The 22,988-nt window shown below is 71.3% G+C and carries 25 protein-coding genes, 1 tRNA gene and 1 pseudogene; 11 read left to right on the plus strand and 16 right to left on the minus strand.

Annotation, left to right across the window (positions count from 1 at the left end; translation table 11 throughout):
• Window positions 1-791, minus strand: a pseudogene (locus tag VLI41_RS11750) (ribonuclease R); the annotation flags it as partial.
• A gap of 73 nt (window positions 792-864) precedes the next feature.
• Between VLI41_RS11750 and VLI41_RS11755 the strand changes: the two are divergent.
• Window positions 865-2,025, plus strand: a complete 1,161-nt coding sequence (locus VLI41_RS11755; RefSeq protein ID WP_325268265.1) for an iron-containing alcohol dehydrogenase — start codon at window positions 865-867, stop codon at window positions 2,023-2,025.
• Here the strand turns inward: VLI41_RS11755 and VLI41_RS11760 are convergent.
• Window positions 2,022-2,819 carry an alpha/beta hydrolase gene (locus tag VLI41_RS11760; RefSeq protein WP_325268266.1) on the minus strand — a complete coding sequence of 266 codons (798 nt, stop codon included), beginning with the start codon at window positions 2,817-2,819 and terminating at the stop codon, window positions 2,022-2,024. The two genes, VLI41_RS11755 and VLI41_RS11760, sit on opposite strands and share 4 nt — an antisense overlap.
• Before the next feature lie 128 nt (window positions 2,820-2,947).
• Window positions 2,948-5,500, minus strand: coding sequence for a type I DNA topoisomerase (gene topA, locus VLI41_RS11765; protein ID WP_325268267.1), 2,553 nt, complete (start codon window positions 5,498-5,500; stop codon window positions 2,948-2,950).
• A 266-nt stretch (window positions 5,501-5,766) separates the two neighbouring features.
• On the opposite strand from topA, the gene VLI41_RS11770 reads away from it, so the two are divergent.
• Complete coding sequence (locus VLI41_RS11770; protein ID WP_325268268.1) at window positions 5,767-6,786, plus strand: pentapeptide repeat-containing protein; 1,020 nt, start codon at window positions 5,767-5,769, stop codon at window positions 6,784-6,786.
• A 3-nt stretch (window positions 6,787-6,789) separates the two neighbouring features.
• On the opposite strand, the gene VLI41_RS11775 is transcribed toward VLI41_RS11770, so the two are convergent.
• From VLI41_RS11775 to VLI41_RS11790, 4 genes are all read right to left on the minus strand, one after another.
• Window positions 6,790-7,083, minus strand: coding sequence for a hypothetical protein (locus VLI41_RS11775; protein ID WP_325268269.1), 294 nt, complete (start codon window positions 7,081-7,083; stop codon window positions 6,790-6,792).
• Between the two features lie 140 nt (window positions 7,084-7,223).
• Complete coding sequence (dprA, locus tag VLI41_RS11780) at window positions 7,224-8,318, minus strand: DNA-processing protein DprA (protein ID WP_325268270.1); 1,095 nt, start codon at window positions 8,316-8,318, stop codon at window positions 7,224-7,226.
• Window positions 8,315-8,956, minus strand: a complete 642-nt coding sequence (plsY, locus tag VLI41_RS11785; protein ID WP_325268271.1) for a glycerol-3-phosphate 1-O-acyltransferase PlsY — start codon at window positions 8,954-8,956, stop codon at window positions 8,315-8,317. Before plsY ends, dprA begins: the two co-directional genes overlap by 4 nt.
• A gap of 62 nt (window positions 8,957-9,018) precedes the next feature.
• The gene (locus VLI41_RS11790; protein ID WP_325268272.1) at window positions 9,019-9,321 is read right to left on the minus strand and encodes a metalloregulator ArsR/SmtB family transcription factor; all 303 of its coding nucleotides are present in this window, start codon (window positions 9,319-9,321) and stop codon (window positions 9,019-9,021) included.
• Window positions 9,322-9,378: 57 nt separating this feature from the next.
• Here VLI41_RS11790 and VLI41_RS11795 point away from each other — a divergent pair, with 57 nt between their 5' ends.
• Both VLI41_RS11795 and VLI41_RS11800 read left to right on the plus strand, forming a co-directional pair.
• Window positions 9,379-9,507 (plus strand): hypothetical protein, encoded by a 129-nt coding sequence (locus VLI41_RS11795; RefSeq protein WP_325268273.1) that lies wholly within the window; start codon window positions 9,379-9,381, stop codon window positions 9,505-9,507.
• 290 nt (window positions 9,508-9,797) lie between these two features.
• Complete coding sequence (locus VLI41_RS11800; protein WP_325268274.1) at window positions 9,798-10,496, plus strand: hypothetical protein; 699 nt, start codon at window positions 9,798-9,800, stop codon at window positions 10,494-10,496.
• Between the two features lie 226 nt (window positions 10,497-10,722).
• Here the strand turns inward: VLI41_RS11800 and pyrC are convergent, their stop codons facing one another.
• Entirely contained in the window at window positions 10,723-12,015 is a 1,293-nt protein-coding gene (gene pyrC, locus VLI41_RS11805; RefSeq protein ID WP_325268275.1) for a dihydroorotase, read from the minus strand.
• Complete coding sequence (locus VLI41_RS11810) at window positions 12,012-12,992, minus strand: aspartate carbamoyltransferase catalytic subunit (RefSeq protein ID WP_325268276.1); 981 nt, start codon at window positions 12,990-12,992, stop codon at window positions 12,012-12,014. The genes pyrC and VLI41_RS11810 overlap by 4 nt, the downstream gene beginning before the upstream one ends.
• Window positions 12,993-13,095: 103 nt before the next feature.
• Between VLI41_RS11810 and VLI41_RS11815 the strand changes: the two genes are divergently transcribed.
• Window positions 13,096-13,605: a DUF1993 domain-containing protein gene (locus tag VLI41_RS11815; protein ID WP_325268277.1), complete on the plus strand. Its 510-nt coding sequence runs from the start codon at window positions 13,096-13,098 to the stop codon at window positions 13,603-13,605.
• Here VLI41_RS11815 and ruvX read toward each other — a convergent pair.
• The gene (gene ruvX, locus VLI41_RS11820; protein WP_325268278.1) at window positions 13,602-14,063 is read right to left on the minus strand and encodes a Holliday junction resolvase RuvX; all 462 of its coding nucleotides are present in this window, start codon (window positions 14,061-14,063) and stop codon (window positions 13,602-13,604) included. The genes VLI41_RS11815 and ruvX overlap by 4 nt on opposite strands.
• A 168-nt stretch (window positions 14,064-14,231) precedes the next feature.
• On the opposite strand from ruvX, the gene gatC reads away from it, so the two are divergent.
• Together gatC and gatA are read left to right on the plus strand one after the other, a co-directional pair.
• Window positions 14,232-14,519 (plus strand): Asp-tRNA(Asn)/Glu-tRNA(Gln) amidotransferase subunit GatC, encoded by a 288-nt coding sequence (gene gatC, locus VLI41_RS11825; protein ID WP_325268279.1) that lies wholly within the window; start codon window positions 14,232-14,234, stop codon window positions 14,517-14,519.
• The gene (gatA, locus tag VLI41_RS11830; RefSeq protein WP_325268280.1) at window positions 14,520-15,992 is read left to right on the plus strand and encodes an Asp-tRNA(Asn)/Glu-tRNA(Gln) amidotransferase subunit GatA; all 1,473 of its coding nucleotides are present in this window, start codon (window positions 14,520-14,522) and stop codon (window positions 15,990-15,992) included. It begins immediately after the preceding gene.
• Between the two features lie 154 nt (window positions 15,993-16,146).
• Here the strand turns inward: gatA and VLI41_RS11835 are convergent, their stop codons facing one another.
• The gene (locus VLI41_RS11835) at window positions 16,147-16,482 is read right to left on the minus strand and encodes a hypothetical protein (protein WP_325268281.1); all 336 of its coding nucleotides are present in this window, start codon (window positions 16,480-16,482) and stop codon (window positions 16,147-16,149) included.
• Window positions 16,483-16,608: 126 nt separating this feature from the next.
• Between VLI41_RS11835 and gatB the strand changes: the two genes are divergently transcribed.
• On the plus strand, window positions 16,609-18,069 hold the full coding sequence (gene gatB, locus VLI41_RS11840; protein WP_325268282.1) for an Asp-tRNA(Asn)/Glu-tRNA(Gln) amidotransferase subunit GatB: 1,461 nt from the start codon (window positions 16,609-16,611) through the stop codon (window positions 18,067-18,069).
• On the opposite strand, the gene VLI41_RS11845 is transcribed toward gatB, so the two are convergent.
• Window positions 18,066-18,536: an RcnB family protein gene (locus VLI41_RS11845; RefSeq protein ID WP_325268283.1), complete on the minus strand. Its 471-nt coding sequence runs from the start codon at window positions 18,534-18,536 to the stop codon at window positions 18,066-18,068. The genes gatB and VLI41_RS11845 overlap by 4 nt on opposite strands.
• Window positions 18,537-18,615: 79 nt before the next feature.
• Window positions 18,616-18,978, minus strand: coding sequence for an RcnB family protein (locus VLI41_RS11850; protein WP_325268284.1), 363 nt, complete (start codon window positions 18,976-18,978; stop codon window positions 18,616-18,618).
• A gap of 176 nt (window positions 18,979-19,154) precedes the next feature.
• Here VLI41_RS11850 and VLI41_RS11855 point away from each other — a divergent pair, with 176 nt between their 5' ends.
• Window positions 19,155-19,415, plus strand: a complete 261-nt coding sequence (locus tag VLI41_RS11855; RefSeq protein WP_414692551.1) for a sel1 repeat family protein — start codon at window positions 19,155-19,157, stop codon at window positions 19,413-19,415.
• A gap of 359 nt (window positions 19,416-19,774) precedes the next feature.
• On the opposite strand, the gene VLI41_RS11860 is transcribed toward VLI41_RS11855, so the two are convergent.
• Window positions 19,775-20,008, minus strand: coding sequence for a hypothetical protein (locus tag VLI41_RS11860; RefSeq protein ID WP_325268286.1), 234 nt, complete (start codon window positions 20,006-20,008; stop codon window positions 19,775-19,777).
• A 459-nt stretch (window positions 20,009-20,467) separates the two neighbouring features.
• Here VLI41_RS11860 and VLI41_RS11865 point away from each other — a divergent pair, with 459 nt between their 5' ends.
• Both VLI41_RS11865 and VLI41_RS11870 read left to right on the plus strand, forming a co-directional pair.
• Window positions 20,468-21,544 (plus strand): sensor histidine kinase, encoded by a 1,077-nt coding sequence (locus VLI41_RS11865; RefSeq protein WP_325268287.1) that lies wholly within the window; start codon window positions 20,468-20,470, stop codon window positions 21,542-21,544.
• A gap of 332 nt (window positions 21,545-21,876) precedes the next feature.
• Complete coding sequence (locus VLI41_RS11870) at window positions 21,877-22,242, plus strand: RcnB family protein (protein WP_325268288.1); 366 nt, start codon at window positions 21,877-21,879, stop codon at window positions 22,240-22,242.
• 292 nt (window positions 22,243-22,534) lie between these two features.
• Here VLI41_RS11870 and VLI41_RS11875 read toward each other — a convergent pair.
• Window positions 22,535-22,624: transfer RNA gene (locus VLI41_RS11875), tRNA-Ser, on the minus strand.
• Between the two features lie 155 nt (window positions 22,625-22,779).
• Window positions 22,780-22,988 (minus strand): hypothetical protein (locus VLI41_RS11880; protein WP_325268289.1); only part of this gene is annotated, 209 nt, incomplete at its 5' end.

A 22,988-nucleotide genomic window follows, 5' to 3' on the forward strand; every position in this document is an offset into this window, starting at 1 on the left:
AGCCGCCTGAGGTCCTCGCGGCCGGCGAGCGTCGGCGGCTGGGCCTCCTCGGCTTCCGCCTCGGCGGCGGCCGAGAAGCCGGTCGGGATGCCGTGCGCGTGGATGGCGATCAGCGAGGCGGCGCGCGGCTCGTCCTCGCGGCCCACCACCTCCAGCAGCTTGCCGCGGTGCGGGCCGTAGCGGCCCACCGAGGCGCCGACCTGGGCGACCACCAGGTCGCCGTCCCTGAGCGCCTGGGCCTCGGCCGGATCGAGCACCAGGCGCTGCTTGGCGCGGCGGTCGACCGGCTCGACGCGGATCTCGCGGGCCGATTTGCGCACCACGCCCAGCACCCGGTGGGCGCTCTGGCCCAGCCGCTTGATCAGCCGGGCCTCCATTTCCCCGCTCTCCAGGCGCACGAAGCGCACCAGCAGCCGGTCGCCCAGCCCGGGCGCCTGTCCCGCCTCGCCCTTGCGGTCGGGGGCGAGCGGCACGAGCGGGGCGTCCTCGGCCCTCGCCAGCTTCACCAGCAGGTCGCCGTCCGGATCGCGCTCGGCGACCTCGACCACGCCCACTTCGGGCAGCGCGCCGCGTTCGGCGACGCCCGTGCGGCCGCGGCGGCCGAGCGCGCCTTCGGCGTGCAGTTCGCGCAGCATCTCGCGCAAGGCGCGCCGGTCCGCGCCCTTCAGGCCGAAGGCGCGGGCGATGGCGGCGCGGTCGGCCTCGCCGTGCTCGCGGACATAGGCGACCAGGGCCTGCCGGTCGGGGAGACCCTGCGGCGGACGGGCTTTCGGGGAACGGGACCTGGCCATGAAGGGGCGTTGCTTAGCACCTTTGAACGCGGTTCCTTAGCGGCTGCTCCCGCCGCCTGCCTCCGAGGTCCCCATGCTGACCGGCGCCCACCGCTTCCCCCGCCAGGATGTCGTGGCCTACGGCCGTCCCGCCGCCGAGGCGCTGCGCGAGTTCGCCGCCAGCGCCGGCGCGACGCGGCTCTTGATCACCACCCCGCGCTCGCTGGGGGAGAGCCTCGCCGCGCAGCTGGCCAAGGATCTGGGCGAGCTCTGCGTCGGGATCGTCGCGGGCGTGCGGGCCCATTCGCCGAGGGAGGCCGTGATGGCGGGCGCCGAGGCGGCCCGGCGGCGGCGGGCCGACCTGCTGGTGGCGCTGGGCGGCGGCTCGACGATCGACGCCACCAAGGTCATGCAGCTGGCGCTCTGGGCCGGGCTCGGCCGTCCCGAGGAGCTCGATCCTTACCGCGCCGGCCGCGGGCCCGATCGCGCCGACGTCGCCAAGATCGCGCCGGGCGTCCGCATGGTCGCGATCCCCACCACGCTGTCGGCCGCCGAATTCACCCCCTTCGCCGGAGTCACCGACACGGCCAAGCGGGCCAAGGAGGGCTACACCCACCCGCTGCTCGCGCCGCGCGCCGTGATCCTCGATCCCGCCATGACGCTATCGACCCCGCCAGGGCTGTGGTTCTCCACCGGCCTGAAGGCCGTGGACCACGCCGTGGAGCAGCTCTGCAATCCGGTCCGCGCGCCCTACGCCGACGCGCTCGCCGCGGAGGGCCTGAAGCGGCTGGCCGTCGGGCTGCCCGCCAGCAAGGCCGATCCCGCCGACCTCGACGCACGGCAGGAATGCCAGTTCGGCATGTGGCTGGCGATCAGCGGCGCCGGCGCCGGCCGCGGCATGGGCGCGAGCCACGCCATCGGCCACACCCTGGGCGGCAGCTACGGCGTCCCGCACGGGATCACCAGCTGCGTCGCCCTGCCCGCGGTGCTGAAGTGGAACGAGGCGGCCGGGACCGAGCGGCAGGCGCTGGTGGCCGAGCTGATGGGGGCCGGCGGGCTCTCCGCCTCGGAGGCCGTGCGCCGCCTGGCCAAGAGCCTGGACCTTCCCACCGACCTGAAGAGCATCGGGATCGGCGCCGACAAGTTCCAGGCGATCGCCGAACACACCATGCACGACGGCGGCGTGCGGGTGAATCCCCGGCCCATCGAGGGCCCGCAGGACATCGTCGAGATCCTCGAGCTCGCCGCGGGCTAGCTCAGCAGGAACGCCGCCATGGCCGGGACCGCCGTCCGGTCCTGGATCATGAACAGGTGACCGCCTTCGAAGAATTGCAGCCTCGCGCCGGGGATGCGGCTGGCCATCCGCTCCTGGGTGGCGGGCAGGGCGATGCCGTCGTGGCGGCCGGCGGCGATCAGCACCGGGCAGGCGATCTGCGGCAGGCGCTCCCAGGCGTCATGCGCGGCGCGGGCGACCAGCTGGCGGTGGGCGCCCATGGCGTGGCCGGGTTCGTCGGCGAACGGATCGGCCGAGCCCAACTCCACGAACCGGGCGTACTCTTCGGGATGCGCCTTGGCCCAGGCCTCGTCGCGGCGGACGTCGGAGATCGGGATCAGGCGGCGGGCGCGGGCCTCGCCCTTCAGGTGCTCGATCTCGTGGAACGGGAAGGAGGCGCCGCCGGCCCCGCCCGGCGAGGTGCAGGCGAGCACCAGCTTCCTCACGCGGCCGGGATGCCTGAGCGCCAGCTCCTGGGCGACCATGCCGCCGAACGAGACCCCGATCACCAGCGCCTCGTCCCAGCCCTGGGTCGCCATCAGCGCTGCGGCGTCATCGGCGTAGACGGCCATGGCGTAGGGGATGTCGGGCTTTTCGGTCCGGCCCAGGCCCCGCTGGTCGTAGGCCAGCACCTCGAACGCCTTCGGCAGCGGCCCGTCGAAGACGTTGGGCTTGTTGCGAAGATCGCCGCCGGTTCCGGAGATGAACAGCAGCGGCGGCCCGGCGCCCGCCCGCTCGAACCAGATCTCGATTCCGTTGGCGGCGATCCTCGGCATCTCTCACCCCGTTCATCCCCGCGAAGGCGGGGATCCAAGCCGAGGTCGAGACTAAGCCGGCGATCACGTCCAGCCGCAATGCCGCTTGGGGTCCCGCCTGCGCGGGAACGAGCGGAGGAAGATTGCGATCAAGCCTCCGCCCTGGCCTTCTTCCTCCCGCCCGCCTTGCGGCCGCGCGGCGGCTTCTTGCCCGGGCCCTTGGCCTCGCGCTCGGCGATCAGCTTGACGGCGTCCTCCAGGCTCAAGGCCTGCGGATCGGCGCCGCGCGGCAGGGTGGCGTTGGTCGCGCCGTGCTTCACGTAGGGGCCATAGCGGCCGGCCAGCAGCCGCACCGGCTGGCCGTCGGCCGGGTGCGCGCCCAGCTCCTTCAGCGCCGTGGGCTCGCCGCCGCGCCGCGCGGCGGCCGCGCCGCGCTTCTCGGCCAGCAGGGCGACGGCGCGGTTGACGCCCACCTCGAACACCTCCTCGACGCCGGAAAGGTTGGCGTAGGCGCCGTTGTGCTGCACGAATGGCCCGTAGCGGCCGATGCCGGCCAGGATCGGCTGGCCGTCCTCAGGGTGGGGGCCCACCTCGCGCGGCAGCCGGAGCAGCCGCAGCGCCTCCTCGAGGTCCATGGCGGCCGGGCTCCAGCCCTTCGGCAGGGAGGCGCGCTTGGGCTTCTCGCCCTCGCCGAGCTGTACATAGGGGCCGAAGCGTCCGGCCTTCAGGAAGACCGTGAGGCCGCTCTCCGGATCGACCCCCAGCTCCCGCTCGTCGGGGTTGGGCCCGTCCTCGCCGGGGACGCCGAACGGGCGGGTGTAGCGGCACTCGGGATAGTTGGAGCAGCCGATGAACGGGTTCGAGCGGCTCATCTTCAGGCCCAGCCGGCCGGTGCCGCACAGCGGGCAGGCGCGCGGGTCCGAGCCGTCCGGCTTCGGCGGGAAGAGGAAGGGGCCGAGCACGGAGTCCAGCGCGTCCAGCACGTCGCGGGTGCGCAGCTCGCCCATCTCCCCGACGCGGGCGTTGAACTCCGCCCAGAACTCGCGCAGCAGCGCCTTCCAGTCGAGCTCCCCGGCCGAGACCAGGTCGAGCTTCTCCTCCAGTCCGGCGGTGAAGTCGTACTCCACGTACTTGCCGAAGAACTGCTCCAGGAAGACGGTCACCAGCCGCCCCTGGTCTTCGGGCACGAAGCGGTTCCGGTCCATGCGGACGTAATTTCGCTCGCGCAGCCGCTCCAGGATCGAGGCGTAGGTGGACGGCCGGCCGATGCCCAGCTCCTCCATCTTCTTGACCAGGCTCGCCTCGGAGTAGCGCGGCGGCGGCTCGGTGAAGTGCTGGTCGGCGCGGGCGGCGACGACGCGCGCCTGGGCGCCTTCGGCGACCTGCGGCAGGCGCCCGCCCTCCTCGTCCTCGGGATCGTCGCGGCCTTCCTCGTAGACCGCCAGATAGCCGTCGAAGGTGACCACCTGGCCGGTGGCGCGCAGGCCGGTGCGGCCGTCGGGGCTCTCCAGGTCGATGGTGGTGCGCTCGATCCGCGCGGATTCCATCTGCGAGGCGATCATCCGCTTCCAGACGAGCTCGTAGAGCCGGCCGAGGTCGCCCTCCAGGCGCAGGCGGCCCGGGTTGCGGGCGAGGCTGGTCGGCCGGATCGCCTCGTGCGCCTCCTGGGCGTTCTTGGCCTTGGTCGAGTAGAAGCGCGGCTTCTCCGGCACATAGGCCTGGCCGTAGAGCCCGCCGATCACCTGGCGCGCCTCGTCCAGCGCCTCGGGCGCGGTCTGGACGCCGTCGGTGCGCATGTAGGTGATCAGGCCCACCGTCTCGCCGCCCACCTCGACGCCCTCGTAGAGCCTCTGGGCGGCCTGCATGGTGCGCTGCGCCGAGAAGCCCAGCTTGCGCGCCGCCTCCTGCTGCAGGGTCGAGGTGGTGAAGGGCGGCGGCGGCGAGCGCCTCGTCGGCTTGCGCTCCACCGCGGCGATCCGGAAGCCGGTGGCCCGCACCGCCTCGCGCGCCGCGAAGGCGGCGGCTTCGTCGGCGAGGTCGAACTTCGCCAGCCGCTTGCCCTCGTGCTTCACCAGGCGGGCTGCGAACGGCTCGGCGCCGGCCGAGACGTCCGCCTCCACGGTCCAGTACTCCTGGCTGCGGAACGCCTCGATCTCCAGCTCGCGGTCGACGATCAGCCGCAGCGCCACCGACTGCACGCGCCCCGCCGAGCGCGAGCCCGGCAGCTTGCGCCACAGCACCGGCGAGAGGGTGAACCCCACCAGGTAGTCGAGCGCGCGGCGGGCGAGGTAGGCGTCCACCAGCTCCATGTCGATGTCGCGCGGGTGGGCCATCGCCTCGGTCACCGCCGCGCGGGTGATGGCGTTGAACACCACCCGCTGGACAGGGGCGTCCTTCAGCGCGCGCTTCTGGCGCAGCACCTCCAGCACGTGCCAGCTGATCGCCTCGCCCTCGCGGTCCGGGTCGGTGGCCAGGATGATCCGCTCGGCGCCCTTGGCGGCCTGGACGATCTCGCCCAGAGGCTTGGTCGAGCGCGCGCCCACCTCCCAGGTCATCGCGAAGTCCTGGTCGGGGCGGACCGATCCGTCCTTCTCGGCGAGATCGCGGACATGGCCCACGCTCGCCAGGACCTTATAGTCCGGGCCCAGGTACTTGTTGATGGTCTTGGCCTTGGCCGGGCTCTCGACGACGACGAGCTTCATACTGAGGCGGGGGAATCCTGCAGGCCGCGGTCCGGCCAAAGAGCCGGGAAGGTGGGGGCGGCCCCCACGCCGTGTCAACGCCCTTGAGGCCGCAATCCGGCGAGCCCCCAAAGGGGGCTGTTTCGCGCCGGGGCCTTGGCGCCGCCCCCGCCTTTAAGGCTTGTGTCACACCTTTGGCTCAACCTGGGGTCATGGACCGGCCGGGATTACGGCCTCGCGTTCAGGCCGCCCCCATCCGGCTGCGGCCCGATCGTTTCGAGGCGCTGGTGAGCGCGCACGAGGCGTTCCTGGCGGGCCGCCCCGGCGGCCGGCGCGCCGCCCTGCAATTCATTGTCGCTGCGGGCTACAGCTGCGACGAGCGTCGGCTCGCCGACGCCCGCTTCGACGGCGCGGACTTTTCCGGCGCCAGCTTCCGCCGCACGGATTTCAGCCGCGCCTCGCTCTATTGCGCCAACCTCGCCCACTGCGATCTCACCGAAGCGCGGCTGGAGCGGGCGGACCTGCGTGGCGCGGCGTTCACCGGCGCCACCCTGGCCGGCGCCAACCTCGACCAGGCCGACATGCGCGCCGCGGTGCTCTGGGTCAGGGACGAAGTCGCGGGCCTGCGCTGGGTCGGCGGCCGCAGCCCGGCCACGGCGAGCGCGCCCGAAGCGCCGATCGCGCACGGCGTCGACTTCACCAACTGCTCCTTGCAGGGCGCCCGACTACGCGACGCCAACCTGAAGAACGCCAACTTCGCCGGCGCCAACCTGCATGGGGCCGAGCTGATCGGCGCCAGGCTGGAAGGCGTGCACCTCAAGGGCGCGGTGCTCACCGGCATGGACGTGAGCAAGCTGGCGATCGCGCCGTCGGCCCTGGCCGGCTGCGTGGTCGAGCCGAGCCGGGAAGCCTGCGCGAGGGTCGACGACATCCGCCGCGAGCTCGACCGGGCGCACGACTGGATCACCACCGGCGGCGCGCCGGCGCACCTGGAGGGCCTCGACCTGCGCCCGGCCGGCGAGCACTTCCGCGACCGCCTGCTCGCCGGGCTGCAGGCCAGGGGCGCCCTGGCCATCGGCACGGACTTCAGCGGCGCCCAGCTGCAGGGCGCGAGCTTCGAGGACGCCGATCTGCGCGGCGCCAACTTCGAGCGCGCCGACCTGCGCGGCGTCGCCTTCATGGGCGCAAACCTCGCCCATGCGCGCTTCGCGGGCGCGCAGTTCGGCGAGCTGGAGCTCAAGCCCGGCCTGCGCCTGACGACCCGCCTGGACGGGGCCGTGCTGGTCGGGACCGGGCTCGAGTCCTAGGCGCTACTGCGGCGCGGCCGGCGGCGGAGCGCGGCGCGGCATCTTGGCGATGGCGTCCTTGCAGCCCTGGCTCACCTTGTCGGCGTTGTCGCGCAGGCACATCATCGCCTCGCGGCCGGCCTTGCCCTCGCACAGCGACTGGAAATCGGCCGCGCAGGCCTGACGCATGGCCTGACGGGCGGCCATCATCTCGGGCGAGGGGCCGGCGCCTGCGCCCGGCGGCGGCGCGGGCTCCTGGGCGAGCGCTGCGCCGGCGAAGGCGACCGCGGCGAGGCCGGCGATAAGGCTGAGTTTCATGGCGTGGCGTCCTGGAGCGTTTGTCCCGCGCTCGACACTAGAGCCCCGCCAAGCCTCGCGTGTTGCGGGTTTATGTCGCCGCCTGCGTCAGGCGGTCGCAGAGGTCGGCGCTGAACAGCGGGCGTGGCGCACGGCGGAACCTAGGCCGCCTCGACCATGCCGCCGGCCAGCAGCTCCGCGCGTCCGGCCAGCGAGAGCTCCACGAGCGCGGCGAACACCGCCGCCGCCGGCGCGCCGGTGGCGCGGACCAGCTCGTCGCGCGAGACCGGCGTCGGCGAGAGCAGCCCCGCCAGCCGCTCGCGCAGGCCCGGGTCCGCCTCGGCGGGAGCGGGATCGCCGCGGAACGGGTCGGGGCCGGGCTCGCGCAGGGCGCCCAAGCCCTCCAGCGCGCGCAGCACGTCCTCTGCGCCCTCGCAGATCGCCGCGCCCTGGCGGATCAGGTCGTTGGCCCCCTTGGCGCGCGGATCGAGCGGCGAGCCCGGCACCGCCAGCACCTCGCGGCCCTGCTCGGCGGCGAGCCGGGCGGTGATCAGCGAGCCCGAGCGCATCTCCGCCTCGACCACCACCACGGCGCGCGAGAGCCCGGAGATGATCCGGTTGCGCCGGGGGAAGTCGCGGGCGGTGGCCGCCCGTCCGGGCTCGTTCTCCGAGACCACGCAGCCTGCCTGGCGGATGCGCTCGTAGAGCACGCGGTGCTCCGGCGGATAGACGTCGTCGACGCCGCCGGCCAGCACGGCGGCGGTGCCGGTGGGCAGCGCGCCTTCGTGGGCCGCCGCATCGATCCCGCGCGCCATGCCGGAGACCACCAGCAGGCCCGCCTGCCCGAGTTCGGCGGCGAGGCCGCGGGCGAAGCGCTGGCCGGCGGCCGAGGCCACCCGCGCGCCGACGATGGCGACGGCCGGGCGGGCGAGCGCCTCGGGCTCGCCGCGCACCCATATGACCGGCGGCGGCGGATCGATCGCGGCCAGCGCCGGCGGGAACGCCGGCTCGCAGGCGCAGACCAAGCGCGCGCCCAAGGCTTCGCCCGCGGCGAGCTCGCGCCCGATCTCGGTGGCGCCCGGAACCCGCACGCCGCTGCGGCCGCCGCGGCGGGCGAGCTCGGGTAGGGCGGCGACGGCTTGGCCGGCCGAGCCGTAGCGGCGGATCAGCTCGCGGAAGGTGACCGGGCCGACATTCTCGCTGCGCGCCAGCCGCAGCCAGTCGCCGCGCTCCGCCTCGGACAGCGCCCGGCTCACGCGGCGGCCTTGTCCTGGCCGCCGATGCGCGGCTCCTCGCCCTTCAGGAGGCGACGGATGTTGGGCGTGTGGCGCACATAGATCAGCACCGCCATGAACAGGGCGAGGTAGGCGATGGGCCGCGGCCGTCCGGTCGCGAACACATAGACCGGCGCCAGCGCGGCGGCGATGAGCCCCGCCAGCGAGGAGATCCGGAACAGCGCGGCCACCAGGATCCAGGTCGCGGCGGCCAGCAGGCCGACCGGCCAGGCGGCGGCGAGCAGGGTCCCGAAGAAGGTCGACACGCCCTTGCCGCCCTTGAACCGGAGCCAGACCGGGAACAGGTGGCCGAGGAAGGCCGCGCCCGCCGCCAGCGCGGTGAGCTCGGCCTGCGCGGCCAGGGAGGCGTTCCGGGTGGCGAGCCAGGCGATCAGCACGGCCAGCGCGCCCTTGCCGCCGTCGCCGACGAGGGTGATCAGCGCCAGGTCCTTGCGCCCGGTGCGCAGCACGTTGGTCGCCCCGATGTTGCCGGAGCCGAGGGTGCGGACGTCGGGCGCTCCGCCGAGCCGGGTGGCGATCACCCCGAACGGGATCGAGCCCAGGAGGTAGCCGCCCACGATCGCGGCGAGGATCTGCAAATAGCTCAGATCGGCATGCATGGCGGCCCCTCGTTCTCGTTAAGTTCTAGACGGCCCTGCGCCGTCCGTCACCTGCCAAGCTTCTATAGCTCCGCGGCGAGCGCGGACTTCAGGGCGGCGATGGCCGCCTCGTTACGCCGATAGAAGGTCCACTGCTTGATCCGCTTGGGCGTGACGAGGTCGGCCTGCACCAGGATCCGCATGTGTTCCGAGAGCGTCGGCTGGCTGACGCCGAGCTTCTCGGCGATCAGGACGCCGCAGACGCCGTCGTCCACCAGATCGCCGTCCACCTGCTCGCGGAAGTGGGCGCGCGGGGCCTTCAGCCATTCCAGGATCTGCAGCCGGCGCTCGTTGCCGAGCGCCTTCAGGGTATCGACGATAGGCATATTGCCAATTGGCTAACTCTAGATCTCGTGTCCCTGGTCTAACCCGCAGCACGCGAGATGGACAAGATTGCCGACCGCTACGACATCGCCACGGACGTCGTGATGTTCGAGCAGGGCGAGGCGTTCGATGTGGCCGCCGTGGCCGCGCCCGGACGCCGTGGTGGAACCGCACGCTCTGCGCCGTGAACGAGGCGGGCCAAGCCGGGACCCAGAGCCGTGCGCACCGCTTCTGGGTCCCGGCTCCCCAGACCGCAAAGCGGTCTTGCGGCCGGGATGACGACCACACTTCATGCGCGATACACCACCCGCCCATCGGCGAGCGTGAGCAGCACCTTGCCCTGCAGCGTGCGGCGGCACGGTCGCGCTGATGATCGAGAAGGCCGGCGTGGTCCCGACGGGCGGCTAGGCCCGTTCGCAGCTTGACAGGTCGTGTCACCTAAGCGTTACTAGTCACCTCAAGGTGACAGGAGGCGAGGATGTCGGACGCGGATGAAGAGCGCATCTTCGCTGACCTGCGCCGACGGGCGAACCGGCGTGAGCTGCTGATGGTCCCGGTCGGCTGCGCCGTGGCCGCCGCCATGTTCATCCCCGTCCTGGGCTTCCATTTGATCGGCCGGCCGCTCCGGTGGCAGTCGATCGCCCTGGTCATGCTGCTCCCGGTGCTGGTGGGAGTCGTCGGCTCGACAGCGGCCTGGTGGGTGACCCGCTTTCCGCCGGGAGCACTCACCGCGCGCATGACCCTGCGCCAAAGCGACCGCGTCCAGCACATCATGTCGCGGCTCTACCTGTTTTATCCCATTGTCATCGGCATAGTCGCCTTCGACTGGGCGCTCCTCGTCCACCGTGTGTTGAAGGGCGGTTGGCAGATCCTGGATGTGACGGAGGGCCTAATGCTTACCTTCGCCGTGATCGCCTATGTGCCGGCGCTCACGGGCTGGGGCGTCGGCCGAATGAGTCGGCTGATCTATGACGAAGAGCTTTTCCGGTCGTTCCGCACGCGGGGCTATGTCGCCGGCTTCTGGAGCATCATGGCTGGGTTGCCTGTGATCCTGGCGCTCGGCCTGGCGCGGCCGGCGTGGGCGGTGGAGGCGCTGCCGTTCCTGATCGCGGTGGGGATCAGCGCGCCCGCCCTGACCATGGCTCATCTCAACCGGCGGGCCGAACGGGACGCCTGACCGCGCGGGATCATGCGCTTCCCCCACGCCCGCGGCCGCACCGTCGCGCTGATGATCGAGAAGGCCGGCGTGGTCCCGACGGGGGACTGAACTGCCCGCCTGGGAACAAGCCCGTCATCCCGGACGGCCTGAAGGGCCGAGCCGGGACCCAGAGCCGTGCGCACCGCCTCTGGGTCCCGGCTCTTCAGACCGCAATGCGGTCTTGCGGCCGGATGACGACCAGATTTCATGCGCGATACACCACCCGCCCGTCGGCGAGCGTCAGCAGCACCTTGCCCTGCAGGGTGCGGCCGTCGAAGGGTGAGTTCTTGGACTTCGAGGTGAGCTTGTCGGCGTCGATCAGCACCGGGGTCGTGGGATTGCACAGCACCAGGTCGGCCGGCGCGCCCTTGGCGAGGCGGCCCTGCGGAAGGCCCAAGAGATCGGCCGGCGCTTGCGTGACGGTGCGCACCAGCTCGATCAGCGGCACGCGGCCGTCGTGGTGCAGCGAGAGCAGCGCCGGCAGCAGGGTCTCCAGGCCCACGGCCCCCGGCGCGGCCTCCTCGTAGGGCAGGCGCTTGTCCTCGGGCGGCGCGGGCGCATGGGCCGAGACGACGATGTCGATCAGGCCCGAGGCGACGGCCTCGATCACCGCCTGGCGGTCGTCCTCGCTGCGCAGCGGGGGGTCGAGCTTGCAGAAGGTGCGGTAGTCGCCGATGTCGATCTCGTTGAACGACAGGTGGTTGATCGAGGTGGTGGCGGTCACCGGCAGGCCGCGGGCCTTGGCGCGGGCGAGGCTCTCCAGCGCGCAGGCGGTGGTCACCTGGTCGACCAGCAGCCGGGCCCCGGTCAGCTCGACCAGCGCCAGGTCCCGCTCCAGCATGATCTTCTCGGCTTGCACCGGCACGCTCGGCAGGCCCATGCGCGAGGCGAACTCGCCCTCGCTGGCCGCCGCCCCGCCGGCCAGCCACGGATCGGACGGCCGGTGCGCCACCAGGAGATCGAAGGCCTTGGCGTAGGCCAGCACCCGGCGGAACACCTTCGAGTTGACGATCGGCCGGTCGGCGTCGGTCACGTAGAGGCAGCCCGCCTCGGCCATCAGCCCGATCTCGGCCATCCGCTCGCCGGAGCAGCCCTTGGTCGCCGCCCCGGCGGCGAACACCTTCACCAGCTCGACGTCGCGGGCGCGCCGCAGGATGAAGTCCACCACCGAGGGCTCGTCGACCACGGGGTGGGTGTCCGGCTGGACGACGATGGTCGTGACCCCGCCCGCCGCCGCGGCGCGGGCCGCCGATTCCAGCGTCTCCTTGGTCTCCGCGCCCGGCTCGCCGGTCTTCACCCGGATGTCGACCAGGCCCGGCAGCAGCAGCGCGCCGCCGCCCGCCACCACCTCCACGTCGCTCGAGAGCGAACCCAGGTCCTTGCCCTGCGCCGCCTCGGCGATGACGCCGTCCACGACCATCACCGCGCCCGGCCCGTCGTAGCCCGAGGCCGGGTCGACCAGGCGCACGCCGGTGAACGCGAGCGGCCGGCCGCTCATCGCGCGTTCTCCAGCCGCGCGGCCAGCGAGGTCAGCACCGCCATGCGCGCGGCGACGCCCATCTCCACCTGGTCCTGGATCAGGCTGACGGCCAGGTCGTCGGCGACGTCGGAATCGATCTCCACGCCGCGGTTCATCGGCCCCGGGTGCATGACCCGCACCCCCGGCGCGGCGCAGGCCAGCTTCTCGCGGTCGAGGCCGTAGAAGCGGAAGTACTCCCGCTGCGAGGGCGCCATGACCCCGTCCATCCGCTCCAGCTGCAGGCGCAGCATCATCACCACGTCGGCCCCGGCGATGCCGGCCTTCAGCTCATGGAACACCGCCGAGCCCCAGCGCTCGGCCTGGGCCGGCATCAGGGTGGGCGGGCCGACGAGGCGGACCTCCGCGCCCAGCATCTGCAGCAGGGCGACGTTCGAGCGCGCCACGCGGCTGTGCAGGATGTCGCCGCAGATCGCCACCCGCAGGCCGGCGATGCGCCCGAACGCGCGGCGCATGGAGAGCGCGTCGAGCAGCGCCTGGGTCGGGTGCTCGTGCCGCCCGTCGCCGGCGTTGATCACCGAGCAGGTGACCTTCTGCGACAGCAGCGAGGCCGCCCCGGACGCCGAATGCCGGATCACCAGCAGGTCCGGCTGCATGGCGTTCAGCGTCACCGCCGTGTCGATCAGGGTCTCGCCCTTGGAGATCGAGGACGAGCGGGGGCTCATGTTGACCACGTCGGCGCCCAGCCGCTTGCCGGCCAGCTCGAAGGAGCTCTGGGTCCGCGTGGAGTTCTCGAAGAACAGGTTCATCAGCGTCCTGCCCTTGAGCAGGTCGAGCTTCTTGGCGGTCTGGCGGTTCAGCGCCACGAAGCCGTCGGCGAGGTCGAGGAGGTTCGTCACCTCCACCTCGTTCAGATCCAGGACGGACAGGAAATGCCGCTTCGGAAAAGAGAAGGTCCGCTGCAGGACCTCGTTCAAGCCAGGCGGCGCATTGCTCATCAAAGCGCGGTCTTAGGGGAGGTGGGAGGTGAAGCCAAGCGCCCCTTTCCCAAGCTGCGCCATCCGCCTATGTGAGCGGCTCAACCAGTCCGGGGGAATTCCAGTGACGACGAACCTGTTCACCTTCGTGGACCTCTACAGCCGCGGCCTCACCACGCTTTCCCACGTCCTCGACCAGGGCGCGGCGCTCGCCAAGTCCAAGGGCGCCTCGGAGGCCGAGATGCTGGAGTGGCGGCTGATCGAGGACATGAACCCGCTGCGCTTCCAGGCCTTCGTCTGCGTCAACTTCGCCAAGCAGTGGACGGCGCGGGTCGCCGGCCTCGAGGTTCCCCCCGACATCGCCTCCGACCTCGACCTCGCCGGGATCAAGGCGGCGATCGAGGACGCCAAGGGCTATCTGGCGAACCTCGAGCCGGAGCAGTTCGAGGGCCGTGACGAGGTTCCTCTGACGGTGACGCTCGGCACGGGCATGGCGCCGACCCTGCCGGCCGCGCAGTGGCTGACGGTCTTCGCCACGACCAACTTCTATTTCCACCTGTCGATGGCCTACGCGATCCTGCGCGCCCGCGGCGCCGAGCTGGGCAAGCGGGACATGTTCGCCGGCGGGCTCTAGCCGGGGGCGTTGCGGAGCCGGTCAAGGGCGCCCTGCAGGATCCAGGCGGCGGCGGCCTTGTCGACCAGCTCGGCGCGGCGCGCGCGGGTCACGTCGGCCTCCTGGGTCAGCATCCGGTTGACCGCCATCGAGCTCAGCCGCTCGTCCCAGAAGGCGATCGGCAGGTCGCGCAGGCGGATGAGGTTGCGGGCGAAGGCGCGGCTGGACTGGCAGCGCGGGCCCTCGGTCCCGTCCATGTTGACCGGCAGGCCGATCACGACCCCGGCCGCCCGCCGCTCGTCGATCAGCGCGAACAGCCGCCCGGCTTCGGCGGTGAACCGGGTCCTGCGGATCAGCTCGATCGGCGAGGCGATGGCCCGCGTCGCATCGGAGACCGCCACGCCGATGGTCTTCTCGCCGAGGTCGAGGCCCAGCAGCGCGCCGCGCGGGGGCAGCTTGGTGAGATCGACGACCGCCATGCCCATCCCTTATCCGTCATCGCGGCCAGCGCGAAGCGGAGAGCCGGGACCGAGCGCGGGCGCAGTGCAGAACCTCCCGGTCCCGGATCGGCCTGCGGCCGTCCGCGATGACGTTGAAATAATGAGCGCGCACGGCTAACCCAGCGCTTCCGAATTTTGGAGGGCCCGATGGCCATCGACGCGGCGACGGTGCGCAAGGTCGCCAGGCTGGCGCGGATCGCCGAGCCGCAGGACCGTCTGGAGCCGCTGGCGAAGGAGCTCTCGGGCATCCTGGACTGGATCGAGCAGCTCAACGAGGTCGACACCGACGGCGTCGAGCCGATGACCACGGCGATCCACACGCCGCTTCCGATGCGCGAGGACGCGGTGACCGACGGCGGCGATCCGGCCCGCGTGCTGGCCAACGCGCCGAAGACCAAGGACAACTTCTTCGTCGTGCCGAAGGTGGTCGAGTAGATGGGCGAGCTCACCTCCCTGACGCTCAAGGCCGCCCTCGAGGGGCTGGCGGCCAAGCAGTTCTCCTCGGCCGAGCTCACCCAGGCGCACATCGAGGCGGTGGAGGCGGCGCGGGCGCTGAACGCCTATGTCCTGGAGACGCCGGAGAAGGCGCTCGCCATGGCGCGGGCCTCCGACGAGCGACGCGCCAAGGGGGCCGCGGGCCCGCTCGACGGCGCGCCGCTGGGCGTCAAGGACCTGTTCTGCACCGAGGGCGTCCGCTCCACCGCCGGCTCGAAGATCCTCGGCGATTTCCAGCCGACCTACGAATCCACCGTCACCGCGAACCTGTGGCGGGACGGGGCGGTGATGCTCGGCAAGCTCAACATGGACGAGTTCGCCATGGGCTCGTCGAACGAGACCTCCGCCTTCGGGCCGGTGGTGAACCCCTGGCGCACCCGCGGCGGCAACGCCCAGCTGACCCCGGGCGGCTCGTCCGGCGGCTCGGCCGCGGCGGTCGCGGCGGAGCTGTGCCTGGGCGCCACGGCCACCGACACCGGCGGCTCGATCCGCCAGCCGGCGGCCTTCACCGGCACGGTCGGCATCAAGCCCACCTACGGCCGCTGCTCGCGCTGGGGGATCGTCGCCTTCGCCTCCTCGCTCGACCAGGCCGGGCCGATCGCCCGCAGCGTCGAGGACGCGGCCATCCTGCTGAAGTCCATGGCCGGCCACGACCCCAGGGACTCCACCAGCCTGCCGGTCGAGACGCCGGACTTCCCGGCCTTCGTCGGCAAGTCGGTGAAGGGCCTGAAGGTGGGCGTGCCGAAGGAGTACCGCGTCGAGGGCATGCCGGCCGAGATCGAGGCCATCTGGGAGCAGGGGATCGGCTGGCTGAAGGCGGCCGGCTGCGAGATCGTCGAGGTGTCGCTGCCCCACACCAGGTACGCGCTGCCCGCCTACTACATCGTGGCCCCGGCCGAGGCCTCCTCCAACCTCGCCCGCTACGACGGCATGCGCTACGGCCTGCGCGTGGAGGGCGGCGACCTCACCGAGACCTACGAAGCCACCCGCGCGGCGGGCTTCGGGGCGGAGGTGAAGCGGCGCATCCTGATCGGCGCCTACGTGCTCTCCGCCGGCTACTACGACGCCTATTACCTGAAGGCGCTGAAGGTGCGCCGGCGCATCGCCGACGACTTCGACCGGGCGTTCGAGACCGTCGACGCCCTGCTCACGCCCACCGCGCCTTCGGCCGCGTTCAGCCTGGGCGACAAGGCCGACGATCCGGTCGCCATGTACCTGAACGACATCTTCACGGTGACGGTGAACCTGGCCGGGCTGCCGGGCATCAGCGTGCCGGCCGGGACCGACGCCGCGGGGCTGCCGCTGGGCCTGCAGCTGATCGGCCGCGCGCTCGACGAAGGGACGGTGTTCTCGCTCGCCGGGGCCATCGAGCAGGCGGCGGCGTTCAAGGGCAAGCCGGCGAAGTGGTGGTGAGGATTTCCCTCCCTTGATGGGGAGGGACAGCTCGCCGGAGGCGAGCAGGGTGGGGAAGTCAGGCTGATCCGCCGAGTCGACGCTTGAACCTTATGCCCCACCCGTCCGAGGCTACGCCTCGTCCACCCTCCCCATTAAGGGAGGGAAGGCGCGCTTACTTGCCGCCGGCGTTGATCTTGTCGAATTCGGCCTGCAGCGCCTTCAGCTTGGCGTCGTCGAGCGCGCCCTGGCTCATCGGGGCGACCTGCGCCAGCGTCATGCCGCCGATCTGGTCGTAGTACTGGGTGATGGTCGGCAGGGCGGTCTCCAGCGCGGCCTTGGCCTGCGGATTCTTGACGATCTCGCTGATCGGCGTCTTGTCGACGCTGATCGGACCGGACGCGGCCGCTGCGGCCGGCGCGGCGGCGGCGGCCGGAGCGGTCTGGGCGAGCGCCGGGGCAGCCGCCAGGGCGGTAAGGGCGATCAGGCTCGCCGCGAACGTGGTCTTCATAGGTGTTTCCCTTTTCCCCGAACGGGAGTCTTCGGAACTTCGGTATGAGCCCTGTTTTTCGGCCCCGCGCAAGCGGCCGCGTCGGAGCCGCTTGCGCTTTAGCGTCGCGGCGCTACTGAGGCCGCCATGAGCGAGACGTCGAAGCTGATCGAGGGCCGCACCGGGCCGTGGGAGATCGTGCTGGGGCTGGAGGTGCACGCCCAGGTGGCCTCGCGGGCCAAGCTGTTCTCCGGCGCGGCGGTGGGCTTCGGGGCCGGGCCGAACGAGCAGGTCAGCTTGGTGGACGCGGCCATGCCCGGCATGCTGCCGGTGATCAACCGCTACTGCGTCGAGCAGGCGGTGAAGACGGGCCTGGGCCTGAAGGCGCAGATCAACCTGAAGAGCCGCTTCGACCGCAAGAACTACTTTTATCCCGACCTGCCGCAGGGCTACCAGATCAGCCAGTACCAGCACCCGATCGTCGGCGAAGGCGAGGTCGTCGTCGAGCGCGACGACGGCACGACGTTCACGGTGGGGATCGAACGGCTGCATCTGGAGCAGGACGCCGGCAAGAGCCTGCACGACCAGGACCCGAACGCCACCTACGTCGATCTGAACCGGGCCGGCACGCCGCTGATGGAGATCGTCTCCAAGCCCGACATGCGCGCCGCCGACGAGGCCGTCGCCTACGTCAAGAAGCTGCGGACCATCCTGATCTACATCGGCTCCTGCGACGGCGACATGGAGAAGGGCAACCTGCGCGCCGACGTCAACGTCTCGGTGCGCAAGCCGGGCGCGCCGTTCGGCACCCGCTGCGAGATCAAGAACATGAACTCGTTCCGCTTCATGCAGCAGGCGATCGAATACGAGGCGCGCCGCCAGATCGAGATCCTGGAGGACGGCGGCAAGGTCGCCCAGGAGACGCGGCTGTTCGATCCGGGCAGGGGCGAGACCCGCTCCATGCGCTCCAAGGAGGAGGCGGACGACTACCGCTATTTCCCCGATCCCGACCTGCTGCCGCTGGAGCTCGACCCGGCCTGGGTGAAGCGGATCGAGCAGACGCTGCCCGAGCTGCCCGACGCCAAGAAGGCGCGTTTCCAGGCGCAGTACGGGCTCTCGGCCTATGACGCCGGCGTGCTGATCGCCGAGCAGGCGCGGGCCGACTTCTTCGAGGCCGCCGCGAAGGGCCGCGACGCCAAGCTGGTCGCCAACTGGGTCACCAACGACCTCGCCGCCAAGCTCTCGGCCGGCGGCGTCGAGATCGAGAACAGCCCGATCTTCCCGGCCGCCGTCGCCGAGCTCGTGCAGCTGATCGAGGACGGCGTGATCTCCTCGAAGATCGCCAAGGACGTGTTCGAGCGCATGTGGCTGGGCGAGGGCTCGGCCTCGGCGATCGTCGAGCGGCAGGGCCTGCGGCAGGTCTCCGACTCCGGCGCGCTGGAGGCGATCATCGACAGGCTGATCGCCGCTAACCCGGGCCAGGCCGCGGCGGTCAAGGCCAAGCCCCAGGCGATCGGCTGGTTCGTGGGCCAGGTGATGCGCGAGACCGGCGGCAAGGCGAACCCCGCCGCCGTGAACCAGCTGCTGCGCGGCAAGCTCGGCGCCTAGTCCTCGATCACATCGAAGATCTGGCCGCTGGCCATGTTCACCAGCAGGAAGGCGTTGCCGACCCGCACCCAGGTGTAGCCGCGCGGCGGCGGCCGCAGGCGGTAGCGCCCGTAGTCGCCGACCACCCCGCCGCGCACCTCGGGCGGCAGATAGCCGCCGCGCCGCACGCCGTAGCGCCTGTTTGGACCATAGGCCCCGTGGCCGGGCGGCGGGCCATAGCCGTAGGGCGAGGGCCCCGGCGGGCCCGTCCAGCCGCCGCCGCCGCCGCCGCGGCCGTCGCCGCGCGCCCAGCCGGGCGGCGGGGCGCGTTCGCCCTCGTGCCGCGCCCACCCGGCGCCCGCCGCAGGGCCGCCGTGGCCGTCGCGCCCATGCTCCCAGCCGCCGTGCTCACGCGCCACCGCCGCCCCCGCGGCGAAGGGCGCGAGCGTGAGCAGCAACGCGGCCAGTCTGGGGACCAGGCGTCTCATGTGGCCGATTTGTCTCAAATCGCGGTCCTCGGTCGAGCGCAAACATCGCCGGGTCTGCCTGAACTCAGGCTGAACGCCGCTATCGGACCAGGGCTTCGACCACCTGCGCGATCAGCCCGCTGCGCGTTTGGGCGAGGTAGTAGCGGTCATCGATGCGCACCCACCGGTAGCCGTAGGGCGCCGGGCGCAGGTGATAGCGCCGCGGCTCCACGATCACGTAGGTCCGCTGTTCCAGATAGACGGGCGGCAGGCGCTCGCCCTGACGCCACAGCTTCTTCGCCTGGCCGGGGGGCATCCCATAGGGCTTCTTGGCGAGGCCCGGCGGCTCGCCGTGCGGATTGCCGTGGCCATGCCCGCCGCCGGCCCAGGGCGGCGGATCGGCGAGAGCGGCGGCCGGGCAGGCCAGGCTCAGGGCGGCGATGGCGATCAGCGGTGTCTTCATGGTCATTCCTCTCGAAGCCGGCTTCTCCTACGCCGTCCAGGATGACTGCCAGACAACGGGCGGCTTAACCATGTGTTCAGCGTGAGTGGCGTTTTCTGGTTGCGACATGGCCCGCAGGAGCCCCTGAAACAGGCGTCCGGCCGGCCGAAAAAGGGACCAAGCTCATGCTGACGGGCATGCAAGTCGCGAACCAGGGCCTGCCGCTTCCGAAGACGGATGCGACGGGCGACGAGCTGTTCCGCCTGGGCCTGCTCTATTCCACCGGACAGGGCGGCGCGCCGCTGGACTACGTCTCGGCGCACATGCTGTTCAACCTGGCCGCCATGCGCGGCTCGGTGGAGGCGAAGGTCTATCGCAAGGAGCTCTCCGAGGAGATGGCCAGCGAGGATGTCGCCGAGGCCCAGCGCCAGGCCCGCGAGTGGCTCGCCCGCGGCTGAGCGCGGCGCAGGCAGAAATCGGGCCGGAGGTGTTCCGCCGTGTGCCGGCGCGGCCACATGCGCCGGCCGAGCTGAGCGCGCCCGCGATTTGGCGCCCGGACGGGAGCCGCTTCGATCATGATGCGTCTGCGCGGCGCATCCCGAGTCGGGTCTGACCGCCGCCGGAGTCTCCTTGTGAACGAACAGCAACTTTGGATCCGCAGCTACGCCCTGCGGCCTCGGCAAATGAGCGATGGCGATTGGATTTGGCTGCGGCCATATGAGTGGCGTTGGACGCGTGCGACGGGAACCGCGCCCCTGGCCATCAAGAGGCCGACGGTGGAGGCCCGGCGGCTGGCCGACCTACGCCAGAAGTGACGTCACGATCCGGCGGCCGCCAACTCAGGGACGTGCGCCGGCGGGCAGGCTTGCCCCGGCCGCCTGCGGCCGACGAACAGATCTTCGAGCTCGGCCAGCGCCTCCCATCGCACGGCCGCCCGCTCATGCAGCTCGCGCACCCTGGGGAGCGCTGACAGCCGGGACTTGTCCCGCGCAGCGATGGCGAACACCCGGAAATCCGCGGCGCGTTCCTCGTGGCGCTTCAACATGCGCACGACCGGCGCTTGGAGCGGCCCGCGCCGCCGACGCGGGCTTGGTATCCGAGGCTCATGTGCGCGCCCATCGCGGGGCGAGCACGCGGAGCACGACGGGCGCGACGGCGGCCGCCACGACGCAGAGCGCGGAGGCAAAGAACAGGATCGACATTTGAGGTGTCTCAATCGACGCCGCGTCAGGCAGTGATCGACCGCTTCACTGGCGGCACGCTGCGGACGGCGCAGAGAACATATGTAGTGAGCCCGCCGCGGATTACTAGGCGCTGAACTGTCTCACGAAATGCGAAATCCTGATTGCCCCCCCCCGTCAGTCCCTGTTGCTCGAGGGCGCCTAAGCGCCGCATCCATGTTTTGCCGAATATTTGTCCTTAGCGCCCGCGCGGGTGCTATAGCAAATGTGAAGGGCAGGCGGTCCGGGCGAATTCCGCTCCGACGCCTCCCGACCAGATCGGCGCGCCCATGGACGCCTCCACCTCCACCTCCACCTCCACCCCAAAGGAAGACGCCGCGCTCAGCCTGACCTTGGCTGTGGTCGCGGCCTCGCAGGGTCCCCTGCTGTTGCTCGACCGCGGCCTGATCGTGCTGGCGGCGAGCCGGTCGTTCTGCCAGGCCTTCGACCTCGACCGCGGCAAGGTCGAGGGCCAATCGATCTTCTCGCTCGGAAACGGCGAGTGGGATGTGCCCCAGCTTCACTCGCTGTTGACCAGCGCGGCCGCCGGTGACGCCCCGATCGAGGCCTATGAGTTCGACTTCGGCCGCGGCGCGGCCGAGCCGCGGCGGCTTTCGGTGAACGCCCAACTCCTCGCCTATCTCGATCTCGAGCATGTGCGGATCCTGGTCGCGGTGGCCGACGTCACGGACGCCCGCGCGGACGCCCGGGCCAAGGAACGTCTGCAGCGGGAGAACGAGCTGCTGCTCAAGGAAGTGCGGCATCGGGTGGCGAACAGTCTGCAGATCGTGGCCAGCGTCCTGTTGCAGGGCGCGCGTCGCACCCAGTCCGAGGAGGCGCGGAGCCATCTGCGCAACGCCCATAACCGGGTGATGTCGGTCGCCACGCTGGAACGCGAGCTCGCCCCCTCGATGGGCGAGTACGTGCAGATCCGCGGCTATCTGACCAAGCTCTGCGGCACCATCGCCGATTCCATGATCGCGGACCGGGAGCTCCTTTCGCTCGTGGTCTCCGCGCAGGGCGTCAGCGTGCCGGCCAACCGGGCGGTCAGCCTTGGCCTGATCACGACCGAACTGGTGATCAACGCCTTGAAGCACGGGTTCCCGGAGGGCCGCGCGGGGACGATCAAGGTCGACTACGTCGAGGAAGCTGCCGGGTGGTCGCTTTCGGTCGGCGACGACGGCCTTGGCTTCCCGGCGGGCCCGCCGGTGGCCGTGGCGGGGCTTGGCACCAGCATTGTCCAGGCGCTGGCGCGGCAACTGGGGGCCAGCGTCGCCATGCACGACGCAAAGCCGGGCGTCGCCGTCTTCGTCGCCAATCCCCTGGTCCCGGATCGCCCCTTGACGCCCTTGCTCGCGGCGCTCTGACCCTCCATCGCCGCGGTGGCGCGCGTCTGCGCGCTGAAGCTCGGAGAAGCGATTTCGGCCGGCCGATGTCGAGAGTTTCGAAATGGAGCGGCTGCTCCCGATCATGTGTTCCGCTCGCATCAAGTTGTTGTTGAACGACAACTCCGAATCGATGCGTATTTCAAATACGATATATTTCAATCCGCGACCTAAAACTGAAGGGTGATTTCGGAATCCAGGTTCAATCGTGAGAAATATTTATCTGTCGCATGAACCTTAGCTGTGCCGAGACGTTCAGCTTTGGCACGAGGCCGCCGCCATTCGGTGTGACGGCCCATAAGGAATCCCAGACAATGAAACGTCTCCTCACCGGTGTGCTGGCGCTTGCGCTCCTCACCGGGACGGCCGCCATGGCGCAGCCCGATCGTGGCGATCACCCCGATCAGCGCTATGGCCAAGGCGCCTACGACCAGGACCGTGGCGCTGCGAACGGCTACGGACACCGCGATGAGCGCTATGGGAGCGGCCACCACTGGGCCCGCGGCCAGCGTCTCCCGCAGGCGTATTACCAAGATCGGACACGCTACGTCGACTATCGGAGCCACCACCTGCGCCGTCCGTCCGCCGGCTATCGCTGGGTTCGCACCGATGACAACAACTACGCCCTGGTCGCCGTCACGAGCGGCCTGATCGCCTCCATCATCGCCGCCAACCGATAGGCCGCGTATCGAAGTGGCCCCGCCGCCGGCGGGGCCACGGCGCCGGGGCGAACCCCTGCGGCCGGGCCTCGATCGCCGACAGGCGCGAGCGGATGTCCCGGTACGCCGCCCAGATCAGCCCGCCGAGCGCTTCGGCGTCCGCGGGCTCCCCCCGCAACGCAGCTTGACGTGCCGCAGCACGTTGTCGGTGTCACCGAACCAGGCCTCGACGGTAGGATCACGCCGAGCCGCGCCGGGAAACCGCATGAGCTCGGTCATCGCAGCGCCGTCCCTTGTGCCGGGCGGTAGAAGATGGCGGTGACGGAGGGATTCGAACCCTCGATACCCGTTAAGGTATGACGATTTAGCAAACCGTTGCCTTCAGCCACTCGGCCACGTCACCCGCTTGATTTGGCTCGGGTTTTCTCCCGACCCGCCCGACCGATCGCAGCCGGGTGGAAACGGCCGCGCCCGAGGCGCCGAGACGGGAGGCCCTGCATAGCGAAAGAGGGCGGCGCGGGCAACGCGGGCGGGCGGGGCGGCGCTCCGGTCGCCCAATCAGCCGCGCGGGCCGGCTTGCCGGCGCAGGGCCACGGCGAGGATGGCCAGCGCCAGGGCGCTGAACGCCAGGCCGCCCAGGAGCAGCGCGCCGCCGTGGCGCCATGCGCCGACGCCGACGAGCGCCAGGATGAGCACGACCAGCGCGATCATCACGACCGGCGAGGGCTTGAGCGCGAAGGGCGGGGTGTCCATCGGATCAGTCTGGC

The organism is Phenylobacterium sp., assembly GCF_035475775.1.
In the GTDB taxonomy this organism is placed as follows: Bacteria; Pseudomonadota; Alphaproteobacteria; order Caulobacterales; family Caulobacteraceae; genus Phenylobacterium.

Excerpts from the sequence above, each read along its gene's own strand:
- VLI41_RS11755 (WP_325268265.1), top strand. The coding sequence starts at position 865 with ATGCTGACCGGCGCCCACCGCTTCCCCCGCCAGGATGTCGTGGCCTAC.
- VLI41_RS11760 (WP_325268266.1), bottom strand. The coding sequence starts at position 2,819 with ATGCCGAGGATCGCCGCCAACGGAATCGAGATCTGGTTCGAGCGGGCG.
- topA (WP_325268267.1), bottom strand. The coding sequence starts at position 5,500 with ATGAAGCTCGTCGTCGTCGAGAGCCCGGCCAAGGCCAAGACCATCAAC.
- VLI41_RS11775 (WP_325268269.1), bottom strand. The coding sequence starts at position 7,083 with ATGAAACTCAGCCTTATCGCCGGCCTCGCCGCGGTCGCCTTCGCCGGC.
- plsY (WP_325268271.1), bottom strand. The coding sequence starts at position 8,956 with ATGCATGCCGATCTGAGCTATTTGCAGATCCTCGCCGCGATCGTGGGC.
- VLI41_RS11790 (WP_325268272.1), bottom strand. The coding sequence starts at position 9,321 with ATGCCTATCGTCGATACCCTGAAGGCGCTCGGCAACGAGCGCCGGCTG.
- VLI41_RS11795 (WP_325268273.1), top strand. The coding sequence starts at position 9,379 with ATGGACAAGATTGCCGACCGCTACGACATCGCCACGGACGTCGTGATG.
- VLI41_RS11800 (WP_325268274.1), top strand. The coding sequence starts at position 9,798 with ATGTCGGACGCGGATGAAGAGCGCATCTTCGCTGACCTGCGCCGACGG.
- pyrC (WP_325268275.1), bottom strand. The coding sequence starts at position 12,015 with ATGAGCGGCCGGCCGCTCGCGTTCACCGGCGTGCGCCTGGTCGACCCG.
- VLI41_RS11810 (WP_325268276.1), bottom strand. The coding sequence starts at position 12,992 with ATGAGCAATGCGCCGCCTGGCTTGAACGAGGTCCTGCAGCGGACCTTC.
- ruvX (WP_325268278.1), bottom strand. The coding sequence starts at position 14,063 with ATGGCGGTCGTCGATCTCACCAAGCTGCCCCCGCGCGGCGCGCTGCTG.
- gatC (WP_325268279.1), top strand. The coding sequence starts at position 14,232 with ATGGCCATCGACGCGGCGACGGTGCGCAAGGTCGCCAGGCTGGCGCGG.
- gatA (WP_325268280.1), top strand. The coding sequence starts at position 14,520 with ATGGGCGAGCTCACCTCCCTGACGCTCAAGGCCGCCCTCGAGGGGCTG.
- VLI41_RS11835 (WP_325268281.1), bottom strand. The coding sequence starts at position 16,482 with ATGAAGACCACGTTCGCGGCGAGCCTGATCGCCCTTACCGCCCTGGCG.
- gatB (WP_325268282.1), top strand. The coding sequence starts at position 16,609 with ATGAGCGAGACGTCGAAGCTGATCGAGGGCCGCACCGGGCCGTGGGAG.
- VLI41_RS11845 (WP_325268283.1), bottom strand. The coding sequence starts at position 18,536 with ATGAGACGCCTGGTCCCCAGACTGGCCGCGTTGCTGCTCACGCTCGCG.
- VLI41_RS11850 (WP_325268284.1), bottom strand. The coding sequence starts at position 18,978 with ATGAAGACACCGCTGATCGCCATCGCCGCCCTGAGCCTGGCCTGCCCG.
- VLI41_RS11855 (WP_414692551.1), top strand. The coding sequence starts at position 19,155 with ATGCAAGTCGCGAACCAGGGCCTGCCGCTTCCGAAGACGGATGCGACG.
- VLI41_RS11865 (WP_325268287.1), top strand. The coding sequence starts at position 20,468 with ATGGACGCCTCCACCTCCACCTCCACCTCCACCCCAAAGGAAGACGCC.
- VLI41_RS11870 (WP_325268288.1), top strand. The coding sequence starts at position 21,877 with ATGAAACGTCTCCTCACCGGTGTGCTGGCGCTTGCGCTCCTCACCGGG.